The following is a 14,846-nucleotide window of genomic DNA, read 5'->3' on the forward strand; positions in this document are numbered from 1 at the left end:
AGTGAAGAGTTACGAATTGCCTAATCCACCTAGGGACAGAGAAAGCTCTCAATAGAAAGAAAGAGTGAATAGCCGAGGTGCGATCGCTCCTGCTATCCGTCCTGCTTGCTCTACCTATCTGGACAAAGCTTGGATAGAGTCAGACTATCTGCTGCTAATCTTTGCAATGGTTTCAAAATGAAGTTTTGGCGATGGTGCAGCGTGACTAATTAGCGTTATGCAATGCGCTACGCAGATTGAGTCATCGCTGTAAGATGGGGCGAGACGCTGGGTGAGGAGAAATGGCTGCCAAAGACTTATTCCATAATGCGGTGAAACAGGCACTCCTAAAGGAGCAGTGGACGATTACGGCAGATCCTCTGACAATTAAAATTGAGGGCGTGAAGTTTGAGATTGACTTAGCAGCAGAAAAGGTCTTTGCGGCTGAGAAGGCGGGGCGAAAAATCGCAGTTGAAGTCAAAAGCTTTTTGAGCAACTCTGCGATCGCTGACTTTCATGTAGCCTTGGGTCAATTTTTGAACTATCGGCTTGCCCTACAAATGCGTGACCCAGACAGGACGCTGTATTTAGCGATACCGTTTGATACATTTGACTCCTTCTTTCAAGAGCGGTTTGTTCAAGAAGCGGTCAAGATTTATCAACTAAAGCTCGTCGTTTACGATCCAAGCAAGGAGGTAGTTATCGAATGGAAAGATTAGAACACTACCGCGAATGCGTCCGTAAACTGTTAACTGAACAGGCGACGCTAGAAGAGCGTAATCCAGACATTGAGTGCCAGCTTGCTTTTGATGCGGAACATGACCACTATCAGTTGCTGGATGTTGGCTGGGAAGGACTGAAGCGGGTTTACAACTGTTTCATCCATTTGGATATTAAGGATGACAAAATTTGGATTCAGCGCAATATGACTGAAGTGGACATTGCGCGCGAATTAGTAAACATGGGGGTGCCGAAGGAGGATATTGTCCTGGGGTTACATCCGCCGTATAAGCGTCCGTACACAGGGTATGGAGTTGCTTAATCGCTCCTGCCATCCCTCGTCTACCACCCTGCTTGCTCTACCGATCTGGACAACCTGGATATGGTGATGCTACCGACTGCTCAGGGTTGCAATGGTTTTTACGTGAAGTTTTGGCAGCGATCGCAGCGTGACTAATCAGTGGTTGTGGTGGGCAGAGATCGCGCTGCTAGCCGCTACAACTGGCTAGGGGGGTTAATTGAAGCAGCAGTAAACTCCTATAGAAACGTTTACTTTTATGGATGACTACTACAGCTTATTTAACCTCATGCACTATAAAATAGAAGTTAAGGTTTGTACAATTATTAGACTCGATAAACAAAAATATGCCTTCTTTCCAAGACTTTTCCTTAATACAGACTAATGTTCGGCAATACAAAAAAGATTTTAAATTAGAGTCTGATTCATCAGGTTTCTCATACTTTGTTTTAAGTTTGCTTCTAGGATTACAGGACGACGAAATTGAAGATGCAATAACAGATAATAATCTTTTAAGAGAAATTGGTAAAGGCAGTGGTCATGATAGAGGGATTGATGCTGTTCATATAGATTATGAAGATGTGAGTGAAAAGCCTAAAATATATCTTTTCAACTTTAAATACACAAGTCAGTTCCAAAAAACAAACAACAACCTGCCATCAGTTGAGATAGACAAGATAACTGGCTTCATCAACGATCTATTTTTACAGGAAGAATCCATTAAGGATACAGTTAATAAAGCCTTATATAGCAAGGTAGGGGAAGTATGGAAAATTCTTGAGGAGGTTAATCCTAGTTTTGCGGTATATATGTGTGCAAACTATTATCTTGGACTTGAAAAGTTAGAAAAAGAAAGATTTGAAAGGGCTATCGGTAGACATTCAAACTTTGAAGTAAAATACTATCTAATTGAGGATTTGATAAATCTCATACAAAGAAAGAGTAGGATAAAAATTAACGCTAAATTGAGAGCTATTAATAAAAACATTTTTGAAAAATCTGACGGTGATGTTAGAGCCTTGATAGTTAATGTTGAGGCAAGGGATATTATACGTATTGTGCTTAATGATGAGTCCGTAAGGAATGATGTGAATCTTACTAATTATTCTGATTTAAAGAAGCACAGCCTTCTTGAAGACGCTTTTGAAGATAATGTAAGAGTGTATTTGAAGCAGAGATCTAAGATAAATAGAAATATAAAGAGAACAGCTTTGTCAGATGAAAATCGTAGATTTTTCTACTTTAATAACGGAATTACTATTACTTGTGATAGATTTGAGTACCCTACAACTATACGTTCGCCAATAATCGAGCTAGAAAACATTCAAATTGTGAATGGAAGTCAGACAATTCATGCCCTTCATGAAGCTTTTTTAGAAGATTTAAGCAAGTTTGAGGACATTGAAATTCTATGCCGTATATATGAGACAAAAAGTACAGTATTGAGTACGAGTATTGCAGAATATACTAATAGCCAAAACCCGGTTAAAAGTCGAGATGTTCGCTCAATAGATTTTATCCAACAGAAGTTGGAACAAGAGTTTCTTGCGAAAGGTTTATACTACGAGCGCAAAAAAAATCAGTATGCAGATAAGGACAAAAATCTTAGACTTGATGCGGAAAAATCTGGTCAAGTTATAATGGCTTTTTACAAGGAAATGCCTAGAGAAGCGAAGAATCGGAAGAAGTTCATTTTCGGTGAGAGATATGATGAAATTTTCAGCGATGAAATCACTGCTGACAAAGTGCTGTTACCGTACAAATTATTTGAAAGAATAGAAGAAGAAAAGACTAATCTAAAAAAAGACTTGTCTTCGTCTGAAGATAATTTTGTTCTATATTCTTCGTACTACATCCTATACATAATCGCAAGCTTAGCCCACAAAAATTCTATTAGTCTTGAATTTAGTAAGATTGATGAAATTTGGAAATTATATCCCCAGGTTATTGAAATTCTTAAAAAAGTTATAGAAATTGAACAAAGAAATTTGGGTCACAAAGATAAATTTTCATATGCAGCTTTCTTCAATACAGATAAGCCTAAAAAGATTTTTGAGCAACATTCCTGGTAATTAGATCCAGGGGTAGTGCGATCGCCTATCGCCTATCGGCTAGGTTAAAGCACGAATTTTCCTCTGTCAGCTACCATTTTTCTACTTAAACCCAATCAGCAATCAGCACTTAAGGAAGCAACTCCAGCACAGATAAACGGCTGACTATTTGCCCTGCGATCGCAACAGGCACTTCATCAGACAGTTGATAATCTTGACGATGCTGGTAGATGGATTCGGATGTCACAACAGGCTCGGTATAGACCTCAATCTGCTTTTCTGGGAGGTTGATAATCCAGTAAATCGGAATCCCAGCACGGGCATAGAGACGCTGTTTTGAGGTGCGGTCGCGCTCTAGGGTAGAGTCGGCAACTTCAATAATTAGGGCGATGTCAGCAGCACCGGGATGACGATCGAGGTAATCGCGGGTATTTCCCCGAACGACCACCAAATCTGGCTCTGGCTCACTATCTGCTAAGGTGATAGGTTCTTGAGTATCCACGTACCAGCCTTCTGGAATGACGGCTTCTAAAGCATTTCGAGTGAGTTTTGTGGTCGCACGATGGGGCGGATTTTTCGGCATTTTGTAGACCAACCATCCATCCAGCAGCTCTACCGGATCGTCGTCGCTCAGGATGCCAAGACGAATCATCTGGTGATACTGCTCAACACTCAAACGCCACACGGGTTCTGTTGGTACTGCCGCAATGGTTTGGGTATTCAGTGTCTCAGATGGTATGGATGTGGACACAGGGTATGTGACTTGAGCGCATTTACTGGTGATGGTAGCACTTGTGAAATTGCCTTTGTACGTGGAGAATGGGGCTGCTTAGGCGAATGCGCGATCGCACCTATCAGAGTAAGTGATGCCATTGAATCGGATGCCAAAACTATCTGGATGCCGACAATGAATCATCTGGTTGGAAGTCAGGATCGTCAAAGTAGTATTGTCCCTTAGCTTTCGCGATACGTTCAAACAGTTGCGGAATTCCTTTGGCAATTACCTTTACGTCTTCGGTTGTGAATGCCCAAACTTCTTCCCCAAAAATGGTTCCTTCCCAAACGGGTTTGCCTACAATCACCCACCATTCCCAAAGGCGATTTCTACTGTTGAGGCGGCGTACATAACCGTAGGCAATGCAGCGATCGCCCTCAATATCCATGAAACCAGTGAACTGATCGCCCTTAATATCGATGAAACCAGTGAATGGTTTGTCAGTACCTGTCAACTCGTGATAAGTATAGTCCTCTAATGCCCGAATGTGCCAAGGATATTCACTTTGAGCAAAAATTGTGCCACCGTCGAAATGGCTGTGGAGTTGAATCAGTTCCTTTGGCATTTCCGGTTGGCTTTGATTGTCTGACCAATCAATTGGCGATCGCATACTAGGTTTTTGCTCTAGGATGGTTAGCATCTTGAGAAATCGATCTTGCTTCCGTACTGCCCAGCCGATTTCCGGTTGGAGATAGCTATCTTGTTGCCGAACTCCAATAAAGCCTGCAACCACTTCTAAATCAGCTTTTCCTTTAGGGGTAACGAGTGCGATTGGTGCTTTAGAGAGTCCCGTGGGTAATACTGTTGGTGAGATTCCGTCCTCGACCGTGAGTTCTGCACGAGGGATATCTAGAATCGGATTCTTTTGTGTAGGCGCATGGGTGACGGAGTGATTAACGTAAGGAAATAGATCGGCTAACCATCCTGTAATCACCTCTCCACCGTATATCTCCTTTGGTTTATAAATCTGCTGCCAAAATTTCACTGGAGGTCTACCAGCAACGGTGTCAATCAACGCATCACAAATTGGCAACAGCCGTTCTGTCCACCAATCCAGATCGTAAGCAGCGATCGCTTCAACCCGTTCTCGGATACTGCGCCAGTCTGCTTCTGTTCCGCGCACCGCAATCCAAGGAATGCCGCAAATGGCATAGAGCATATAATCAAAATACTGCTGAAATGCCTCCATCATCACCACCTGACTTGCGGTTTGAATGATGGATGTAGTGGTGCTGAAGTTGCACACCATTAGTGAGTGAATATCAGGCTTAACATTGTGACGAATGCGTTCTGACCATTTTTCAATCACTTCAGCCCAGTCACTCGGTTGAGCGAGTTTTTGAGTCTCAACCTTTAACTCCAGCTTGCCTGAATGACCCACAAAACGCGATCGCAACTCTTCGGCATGATTGTTGATATGTTGTGCAAACCCTTGGGCAATTGTCAGCCAAATTACATCTGGAGTCAGCAACAGCGGTCGATGTTCGCTGTGGGCAATATGAACAGCAGTGACTAGAGGATGATTCCCTGATTCCTGAATGACTTCAAATGAGTTACTGTGGCTGAATGCCAATAATGGAGAACCTAATCGCTCCTCAAATTTACTCCAAGCCTCGCTAACAGGAATGATATCTCGACATACCTGGACATCATCAACAAGAAAACTAATTTCTCCGTCCGATTGATGCAAAATCGACGCTACGGTTTCCATAAAAATTTCTGGTGGTGAGTAAATAGGATGGAGGCTAAGCCTACTTACAAGGGAGTGGCATCCTTCAAGAATATATCTTACGAATCAAGGAACTAATCGTGTCTTTCTCTATGGTGTCAAGATGGTGTCAAGGTCAGATGCGATCGCCTATCGGTTAGGTGAAAGCACAAAACTCAGCCTAATCCGATTGATTTTCTAACGGTAATCCCAACAAGTAGCGTTTGAGGTCACAGCACCCACCAAGACTGCCGGATTTAGCGTTAGATTTCGCTTTAGCTAAATCCAACTGACAAGGTGAAAGTATATCGGTTATTTAATTAGCGCTCCTCACAAACGGTTTTTCAGAATGTAAAAAATGTTTTGCACTGAGCAGTAACGTACCGATTACTGATGGATTGTACCATCAGGCATCGTGACCTCTTCTAAGCGTGCTTCGCTCAAATCGGTTTCAATTACAGCCGCATTCGTCAGATTTGTCTTCAGCAAAACTGCTCCAGCTACATTTGCTTTGAGCAGAATCGCTCCTGTTAAAATTGCGCCAAACAGAATGGTTTCGCAGAGATTTGCGTACCTTAAATTAGTTTGACTCAGGTTCGCTCCACCTAATACGGCTCGGTTTAGATTTACCTTTTTCAAATTGGCTCCCGTAAGATTGGCTCCGCTGAGATTTGCTCCCGCTAAATTCGCTCCCTCCAGGTTGGCTCCCGTTAAATCTGCATCCTTCAAGTTCGCCCTCATCAAGTGTGCTTGTTGGAGGTCTACTCCACGCAGATTTGCACCCCTGAGGTTGATCATGCCTAGATTAGCTTGACTGAACTTCGCTCCATCTAGACAAGCAAAGGTGAGTTTTTCTCGGTATAGATTCGCTTGCCGAAAGTCTCTTTGTCCTGCTGCATACTTGCTTTTGAGTGTCTCACCATTCATATTCACTACTTCTTCCTAGGTAACACTTAACAATCTTGTTCTTTCCCTATCGAATGTTAATGTCGTGCAATAAGTTCCCTAGTTGTTTTTTGCGGGACTCCCAGAAAGCCGTTTTTCAACCACGCAAAGCAAGACAGCAAGCTCATGCTATTTTCTCTCCCTGTAGTATTTAGTAAATCTTTCATTTTACTTTTACATCTAATTTAGGGAATAAATCGTGAAGATTCTGTGTTGATGCTGAACCAAAAATTTTTAAATTGGACATTAAACCTTAAAAAGTTGTTACTTTTTAATAAAAAAACGGCTTAGTCTGCATTTATTTACAGATGAATTGTAACAAAAGTTATTGTATCTGTTTTTTTTTAGGGCACGGTACTGCTGGAACCCTGTGAAAATTCACCATCAGCCGTTATAAAGAGTTATGTTTATTTCTCTGAGTTTGCTTAATAAAAAACTATAAAAATCATTAGCCAAAATATAATAATTTTGGGTTTAAATTAAAGATTTACACAATTCGCTTAGGCACGGGTTTTGTGAAGATGCGTTCGTGCAGCGTGCCGGAGGCATATTGCCAATACTTCCCGCCAATACTTCCCGCCGTGCCAGCCTAAAGCCGGTTATGACAGGATTGGGACTAGCAACAGACTGCTGTTAAACGGAGATTGATACATGACAGAAAGTAGTCATCAGCCCTCGCAGGGGGGGCGTTTTGAGCCGCCGTATGACGGGCACGCCGACCACTTGGAGACACCCATTGAACCCATTGAACCCGTTGAAGTTCAGGTGGAAGACGATCGCACTGGGATGACGGTCGTGACCCTGAAACGGGCGTTTGCAGATAACCTGTATTACCTGCTGGCAAAAGATGAGTATTGGGCGACGCCCCATGATTACTACATGGCTCTCGCTTATACTGTGCGCGATCGCTTGCTGCACCGATGGATTAACACCAGCAGAACCTACATTGACAAAGATGTCAAAACCGTATACTACCTATCGGCAGAGTTCTTGATGGGTCGTCAGTTGGACAATAACCTACTCAATTTAGGTTTGTACGAACGGGCACGCCAAGCTCTCCACGAGTCCGGACTCGACATCAACGACCTCAAAGTATTAGAATCAGAACCCGGACTCGGCAATGGGGGTTTAGGGCGTCTGGCGGCCTGTTTTCTCGACTCCCTGGCTACCTTAGAAATTCCGGCAGTTGGCTACGGCATTCGCTACGAATTCGGGATCTTTGATCAATGGATTCAGGATGGCGCTCAAGTCGAACACCCCGACAAATGGCTCCGGTTTGGCAACCCTTGGGAAGTTCGCCGCTCAGAATTAACCGTTGAAGTGAAGTTCGGCGGATATACAGAAGCTTACAGCGATGGACAAGGTCGTTATCGAGTGCGTTGGATTCCCGATCGGAAAATCTTAGGGACGCCCTACGATACACCCGTATCTGGGTACAACAATAATACGGTGAATACGCTGCGTCTCTGGCGGGCGGGGGCTTCTGAAGAGTTCGACTTCCAGGTTTTCGACAGCGGTGATTATGCCGGTGCCGTTACCAACAAGATATTTTCTGAAAATATCTCAAAAGTTCTCTATCCCAACGACAACACCTCTCAGGGTCGGCAACTGCGCCTAGAACAGCAGTATTTCTTCGTCAGCTGTTCTCTCCGAGACATTATCAATTCGCATCAGCGCATTCACCGGACTTTCGATCGGTTCTACGACAAAGTCGCTATCCAGCTCAACGACACGCACCCATCGATTGGGGTTGCCGAACTGATGCGGTTGCTGGTGGATGAGTACGAATTAGGCTGGAACCGAGCTTGGTACATCACTCGGCGCGTCTTCGCCTACACGAACCATACACTGCTCTCTGAGGCTCTAGAACGCTGGCCTGTGAGCTTGTTTGAGCATCTGTTGCCTCGGCACTTAGAGATTATCTATGAAATTAACCGTCACTTTCTCGATGAGGTACGTGCCAAGTATCCGGGGGATGAGGCGCGGGTGGGGAGATTGTCAATTATTGAGGAAGGTGCCCAGAAGTACGTCCGCATGGCGCATTTAGCTTGCGTGGGCAGCCATTCCATCAATGGAGTGGCAGCACTGCATACCGATTTGCTCAAAGCAGATGTCTTGCGAGATTTCTACGAATTGTGGCCCGAAAAGTTTAATAACAAAACGAACGGGGTGACACCGCGCCGGTGGTTGTTGCTGAGCAATCCCCATCTGTCTGAGCTGATTACCGAGAAAATTGGCAATGATTGGGTAACACAACTCGATCAATTCAAGCAGCTAGAAGCGTTTGTTGATGATGCTGAGTTTTGTTCTCGCTTCTCGTCGATTAAGCGCAAAAATAAGCAATCCTTGGCAGAGTACATTCTGCTCTACAACGACATTGAAGTAAATCCAGATTCTCTGTTTGATATTCAGGTGAAGCGGATTCACGAGTACAAGCGTCAGCTGTTGAATGTGCTGTACATTATTACGCTGTACAACCGGATCAAAAAAGATCCCAATGTTGATATCTTGCCCCGGACTTTTATTTTTGCAGGCAAGTCCGCTCCTGGCTACTACATTGCCAAACTGGTCATTCAGTTGATTAATTCGGTGGCGAAAGTCGTCAATAATGACCCGGATGTGCGCGATCGCATTAAGGTTGTTTTCTTGGCAAATTTCTCGGTCTCTCTCGGTCAGCGAGTTTATCCAGCCGCCGATCTTTCCGAGCAAATCTCCACGGCGGGCAAAGAAGCTTCCGGGACGGGCAACATGAAGTTCGCCATGAATGGGGCGCTTACCATCGGAACGCTGGACGGTGCCAACATTGAGATCCGCCAAGAAGTCGGGCCTGAAAACTTTTTCTTATTTGGCTTGACAACTCAAGAAGTATATGCACTGAAGGCAAGGGGATACAACCCGCGAGACTATTACCATAGCAATGCCGAACTGCGACAAACGATCGACGCGATCGCTTCCGGCTACTTCTCACCCGACAATCGCGACCTTTTCAAACCAATTGTGGAATCGTTGCTAGACAGGGATGAGTATATGCTCTTTGCCGACTACCAAGCGTATATTGACTGCCAGCAAGAAGTCAGCCGAGCTTATCGAGACGCAAAGCACTGGACTCGAATGTCAATTCTCAACGTTGCTCGCACGGGGAAATTTTCCTCAGACCGCACGATTAAGGAGTATTGCCAAGAAATTTGGAACGTCCAGCCAGTCAAGATCGACTTGAAAGAGTATCAACCGCATACAGCGGGTTTGCAGGTGAAGGTGCAAGCCAAGCGCCCTGTCCTTTAACGAGCAACTCGTAAGTAGGGGACAGCGCGACAAGACAGTCAATGCAGTTGCATCTTAATCGTTAAAATGACGACCCAGGCTGCTGAAGAAACTCTGCCTCCTGGGTCGTTGTCTCTCGACCGAGAATCTGATTGCGATGGGGAAATCGCCCAAAGCGTTCAATTACCTCGAAGTGTCGAACTGCGTAGGAAATGTAATCAATACAGTCAGGATCGTCGCCCAATTGCTGAAATAACTCCACTGACTGACGCTGATGTTCGAGATTTTCACTATGTTCAAAAGGTAAATAAAAAAAGCATCGCTGGACTGGCAGCAATTCTCGATCGAAGCCATTGGCAACTGCGTGCTGTGCCACAGACAGAGCAAGGCTGTCGGTTGCGAAGGCTTGGGCACTCCCGCGAAACAAATTGCGTGGAAATTGATCTAATAGCAGTATCAGTGCTAAACAGCTTTGGGGCGATTCCTTCCAGGGATTTAACTGACCCGCTGCGGCTAGTTCGTAGTCTCCTAAGAAGCGGGTTCGGATCTCCTCATCAAACTGCGGTTTTTTGGTAAACCAGACTTTACGGGGTTTCCCATAACCCGCCTCATCGGGTTTGCCAAACCAAAAATTCAAAATTTCATGGACTTGTGACATGAGTTTTGGCTCCAGCGCTCTCAATTTCGCTCTCCCCAATCCTCCGATCTAATTCCCGCTTAAAAAAGGGGCTAAGGAGGGATCGGTTCCTGCACTGAGCCGGATTGTCAGCGCCCGGAAGCAGCGATTTGGTGATGCCGATGATAGCTAAAGATTGCATTTGGGCACCCTTGGAATAGAAGTGTTTAGCTGCGTCACTTTAACTTCCCGCTCACCCCCAGCCTGACTCATGAATTACACCGATAACCAAGAGTTGCTTCAACTGTTTATCCAGCAAGCGCCAGCAGCCGTTGCTATGTTCGACCGCGAGATGCGTTACCTGCTGTTCAGTCGTCGATGGCTGACGGAGCGCAATCTTGGCGAGGACATTATCGGGCGCTCTTACTATGAAATTGAGCGTTGTGAAATTGAGCGTTGTGAAATTGAGCGTTGGCGGGCAATCCATCAGCGTTGTTTAGAGGGAAGCATCGAGAAGGTTGAAGAATCTTTACCCCGTACTGATGGAACTGTGGAGTGGGTAAGGTGGGAAGTACAGCCGTGGCGCACGGGCACAGGTGAAATCGGCGGATTGATCGTGTCGAGAGATGCGATCGCCGAGCGCCATCCATCACAGGAACACCTACACCTGTTGGAGAAGGCGATCGCTGCTAGCAATAACGGCATCGTGATTAGCGACGCGAGCTTGCCAGACAATCCCTTGATTTATATCAATCCCAGTTTCCAGGAAATGACCGGGTACTCCGAGAGCGAAGTTTTAGGGCACAACTGCCGCTTCTTGCAAGGAATCGATACAGAGCAACCGGCGATCGCTCAATTGCGAACGGCAATCCGGGACGGAAAAGAGTGCAATGTCACCTTGCGGAATTACCGCAAAGATGGGACGCTTTTCTGGAACGAACTGCGAGTTGCGCCAGTAAAGAATCCCCAAGGAAAACTCACAAACTTTGTGGGTGTCCAAACTGACATCACCGACCGAGTGGAAGCCCAAGAACATCTGATTCGGATTAGCAAAGCCGTTGAAAATGCGAGTGATGCCATCATCATTACGAACGCCAAAGGGCAGTCCCTCTATCACAATCCGGCGTTTGTGGAATTGTTTGAATACACCACAGACGAAATAAATGCGGCTGGGGGGCCAGCTATCCGCTACTGCGATCCGAATGTCGCTCGTGAAGTCATCAGCACGATCAAACAAGGCAACTCCTGCTGGAGTGGTGAAGTCGAGATGCGTACCCAGAGCGATCGCACTATATCGATTTTGCTTCGGGCTGATGCCATCACCGATGACAATGGTAATGTAGTCGGGTTGATTGGGATTCACACCGACATTACCGCCCGCAAGCAGGCTGAAGCCGTTTTACGGCAGCTTCTGCGACGGGAGCAGCTCTTAGGAGCCATGCAAGAGCGTATCCGCCAATCCTTGAAGCTGGAGGATGTTCTCAACACTGCCGTGGCGGAAGTGCGGCAGTTTCTTCAGACAGACCGAACGATCTTGTACCGCTTTGAGCCGGATGGAAGTGGCACCGTCGTTGTAGAGTCCGTGAGTGCCCAGTGGTTGGCGGTGCTGGGAAGCAATATCAAAGATCCGTGCTTTGGCAAAACCTACGCTGCGGCTTATCAACAAGGTCGTATCCGTGTCATTGAAGATATCTACACGGCTCAGCTCAACCCCTGCCATATTGAATTGCTAGAGCAATTTCAGGTGCGAGCGAATCTAGTCGTACCGATTTTGCAAGGAGACCACTTGTGGGGGTTGCTAATTGCCCATCACTGTCGCTCGTCGCGGCAGTGGCAATATGAGGAAGTCGAACTGCTAGAGGCGCTGAGCGTGCAGATAGCGATCGCCATTCAACAAGCCGCTTTGTTCGAGCAAGTAGAAGCGGAACTAGCGCGATCGCAAGCCGCTCAGACTGCATTGCGCGATAGCGAGGAACGTCTGCGGACTGTCGTGAAAAGTGCGCCCATCGTTCTATTTGCCTTAGACGATCGGGGTGTCATTACCTTTTCCGAAGGGAGCGGTCTGGATACTTTGGGACTGGAAGCGGGGAAGGTGGTTGGTCAATCCATCTTTGAGGTGTACCGCCGCTTCCCACAGATTCTCGAAGAGGTTCGGCAAGCGCTATCCGGCAAAGCCTTAACATCCCTGGTAAAAATGGGCAAATTGACCTTCGAGGTTCGCTATTCGCCCCTGCGAAACGCCAACAACGAAGTCATGGGCGCAATTGGCGTCGCCACCGACATCACCGAACGCATCCAAGTAGAGGAAACCCTCCGCCAAAGCGAAGTGCTGCGCCAAAGTGAAGCCAAAACTCGCGCCCTCCTCGACGCGATCCCAGATTCGATGTTTCGCATCCGTGAAGATGGCACCTTTCTAGACTTCAGAGCGGCTAAAAATGACGTTCGGGCGATCGCTCCCGCTCAAGTCATCGGTCAAACTGTGCAGGAGCTTTTGCCAACCGAGGTAGCGCAGCAAATGCTGCATTATGTAGCCAAAGCGCTGTCTGCTAACGAGATCCAAGTTTTTGAATATCAACTGCTCGCCCCCTTGAATCCCGCTTACCCAACCGGAGAGATAGGCTCTGTGCGCGATTATGAAGCTCGCGTTGTTGTCAACGGAGCGGATGAAGTGCTGGCAATCGTGCGCGATATTACCGAGCGCAAGGAGATGGAGCGACTGAAAAACGAATTTGTCTCCATCGTCAGCCATGAATTGAGGACGCCGCTCACTTCGGTGCGAGGCTCCTTGAGTTTAATTGCTGGAGGTGTGACGGGTGAAATTCCCAATGAGGCAAAGGCGCTCGTGAATATTGCTTATAAAAATACCGAGCGTCTGATTCTCCTGATTAACGACATTTTAGATATTGAAAAGATTGAATCCGGCAAAATGGATTTTCATCTCCAGCCGCTGGAACTAATGCCACTCGTAGAGCAGGCGTTGGAGGCGAACCGGGGCTATGGCGAACAGTTTGGGGTGCAGTTGGTACTGGAGTCTGAGTTGTCCGGTGTTCAGGTAAATGTCGATCGCGATCGCCTGATGCAGGTACTAACGAATCTACTCTCCAACGCCGCCAAATTCTCTCCCCCCAATGGTACCGTCACCCTCTCCGTTTCCCGTCCAACTCAATCGCCAAATACCATCCGAGTTGCCGTTACCGACTGCGGTTGTGGGATTCCCGAAGACTTTCGCCCTCGGATTTTTCAGAAATTTGCTCAAGCAGATTCCTCAGATACCCGTCAAAAGGGAGGAACTGGCTTAGGTTTAAGTATCTGCAAAGCGATCGTAGAAAAACTCGGAGGACACATTAGTTTTGAAACTCAAACGAATGTCGGGACGACTTTCTACTTCGATTTACCAGAATGGCAAGAAGCACGGATCTCAAAGATTATGACTTCCCACTCGCCGGAAAGTCTCCCCATCCTTATCTGTGAAGACGATCCCGATATTGCCACGCTGCTGTCGCTGATGCTGAAACAAGAAGGTTTAAGTGCAGATATCGCCTACAATGCAGCCCAAGCCAAGCAGCTTTTGTCAGAAAATTGCTATGCAGCGATGACTGTAGATTTGGCGCTACCCGGTCAAGATGGCATCTCTTTGATCCGCGAACTGCGGGAAGATGAAAATACTCAGAGTCTCCCGATTGTGGTCGTTTCTGCCAAAGCCCAACAGGGGCGCGAACAACTCAGTGGCGGTGGATTGCCGGTGATAGACTGGCTGGATAAACCAATCGATCAGGCGCGATTGATGGCATCTGTCCGCCAAGCAGTTCGGCAGAACTCAGACAGTAAGCCTCATATTTTGTATGTTGAGGACGATCCGGATTTAACTCAGGTGGTCTCAACAATTTTGCAGAATATCGCCGAAATTGATTCAGCTAAAAATCTTCATGAGGCAAGACACAAGCTGTCTTCTAAAACTTTTGACTTAGTGATTCTTGACCTCAGTTTACCGGATGGTTCTGGTCTAGAATTGCTAGCGGATCTCAACAATCAGATTTTTTCCTCCATCCCCGCAGTCATTTTCTCCGCCAATACCGTTGGCATGGAGGCGGCACATCACGTAGCTGCGGCACTCGTCAAGTCCCGCACCTCCAATCAGCAGTTGCTGGAAACGATTAAATCCCTAATTGGACGCGGTAATTCCGCTTCTTAATTCTGTTTTTTTAAGTTTCAATAAATTAAACGTTTATTGAAACTTAAATTTAATGGAGTTTAAATAGTTGTTATTAAATTTTTAATTTATAAACTAAAAATCAAAATATTTAGTAAGATGACCGAATTAAACCATGTCATATTGTAGGCTGGGGAGCCATTCCCATCCTGCTTGGTTCTCCGCGTCGAGAGGCGTGGGGTTTGAGGTAAGGAACTCAACATGGCAAGGGTAAGACGGGGAGTAAAAAGCGCTTTTCCGATCTTACTAATAATTTAGTCTGACTACTTTCTGGAGATAGGGA

9 protein-coding genes are annotated in these 14,846 nt (G+C 46.1%); 5 read left to right on the plus strand and 4 right to left on the minus strand.

The genetic code is table 11. The annotated features are described in order from the left end of the window. The first annotated feature begins 281 nt into the window (after positions 1–281). The 3 genes from NDI33_RS12520 to NDI33_RS12530 all read left to right on the plus strand — a co-directional run bounded on the left by NDI33_RS12520 (position 282) and on the right by NDI33_RS12530 (position 3,069). Positions 282–698: a XisH family protein gene (locus NDI33_RS12520; RefSeq protein ID WP_190674958.1), complete on the plus strand. Its 417-nt coding sequence runs from the start codon at positions 282–284 to the stop codon at positions 696–698. Then, positions 686–1,021 (plus strand): XisI protein, encoded by a 336-nt coding sequence (locus NDI33_RS12525; protein ID WP_190674961.1) that lies wholly within the window; start codon positions 686–688, stop codon positions 1,019–1,021. The genes NDI33_RS12520 and NDI33_RS12525 overlap by 13 nt, the downstream gene beginning before the upstream one ends. A gap of 323 nt (positions 1,022–1,344) precedes the next feature. Then, the gene (locus tag NDI33_RS12530; protein ID WP_190674964.1) at positions 1,345–3,069 is read left to right on the plus strand and encodes an AIPR family protein; all 1,725 of its coding nucleotides are present in this window, start codon (positions 1,345–1,347) and stop codon (positions 3,067–3,069) included. Between the two features lie 109 nt (positions 3,070–3,178). On the opposite strand, the gene NDI33_RS12535 is transcribed toward NDI33_RS12530, so the two are convergent. The 3 genes from NDI33_RS12535 to NDI33_RS12545 all read right to left on the minus strand — a co-directional run bounded on the left by NDI33_RS12535 (position 3,179) and on the right by NDI33_RS12545 (position 6,458). Further along, a complete protein-coding gene (locus NDI33_RS12535) occupies positions 3,179–3,799 on the minus strand; it encodes a Uma2 family endonuclease (RefSeq protein ID WP_347275874.1) in 621 nt (206 codons plus the stop codon). 139 nt (positions 3,800–3,938) lie between these two features. After that, positions 3,939–5,534 carry a DUF4419 domain-containing protein gene (locus tag NDI33_RS12540; RefSeq protein ID WP_190674967.1) on the minus strand — a complete coding sequence of 532 codons (1,596 nt, stop codon included), beginning with the start codon at positions 5,532–5,534 and terminating at the stop codon, positions 3,939–3,941. Between the two features lie 384 nt (positions 5,535–5,918). Next, entirely contained in the window at positions 5,919–6,458 is a 540-nt protein-coding gene (locus NDI33_RS12545; RefSeq protein WP_190441366.1) for a pentapeptide repeat-containing protein, read from the minus strand. A gap of 804 nt (positions 6,459–7,262) precedes the next feature. Between NDI33_RS12545 and NDI33_RS12550 the strand changes: the two genes are divergently transcribed. After that, on the plus strand, positions 7,263–9,758 hold the full coding sequence (locus NDI33_RS12550) for a glycogen/starch/alpha-glucan phosphorylase (RefSeq protein WP_242033094.1): 2,496 nt from the start codon (positions 7,263–7,265) through the stop codon (positions 9,756–9,758). Between the two features lie 61 nt (positions 9,759–9,819). Here the strand turns inward: NDI33_RS12550 and NDI33_RS12555 are convergent, their stop codons facing one another. Beyond that, positions 9,820–10,395, minus strand: coding sequence for a DUF924 family protein (locus NDI33_RS12555; RefSeq protein WP_190411550.1), 576 nt, complete (start codon positions 10,393–10,395; stop codon positions 9,820–9,822). A 229-nt stretch (positions 10,396–10,624) separates the two neighbouring features. Between NDI33_RS12555 and NDI33_RS12560 the strand changes: the two genes are divergently transcribed. Beyond that, positions 10,625–14,545 (plus strand): PAS domain S-box protein, encoded by a 3,921-nt coding sequence (locus NDI33_RS12560; RefSeq protein ID WP_190674970.1) that lies wholly within the window; start codon positions 10,625–10,627, stop codon positions 14,543–14,545. Positions 14,546–14,846: the final 301 nt, after the last annotated feature.

This window comes from Trichocoleus sp. DQ-A1, assembly GCF_039961955.1.
GTDB lineage: Bacteria > Cyanobacteriota > Cyanobacteriia > Cyanobacteriales > FACHB-T130 > FACHB-T130.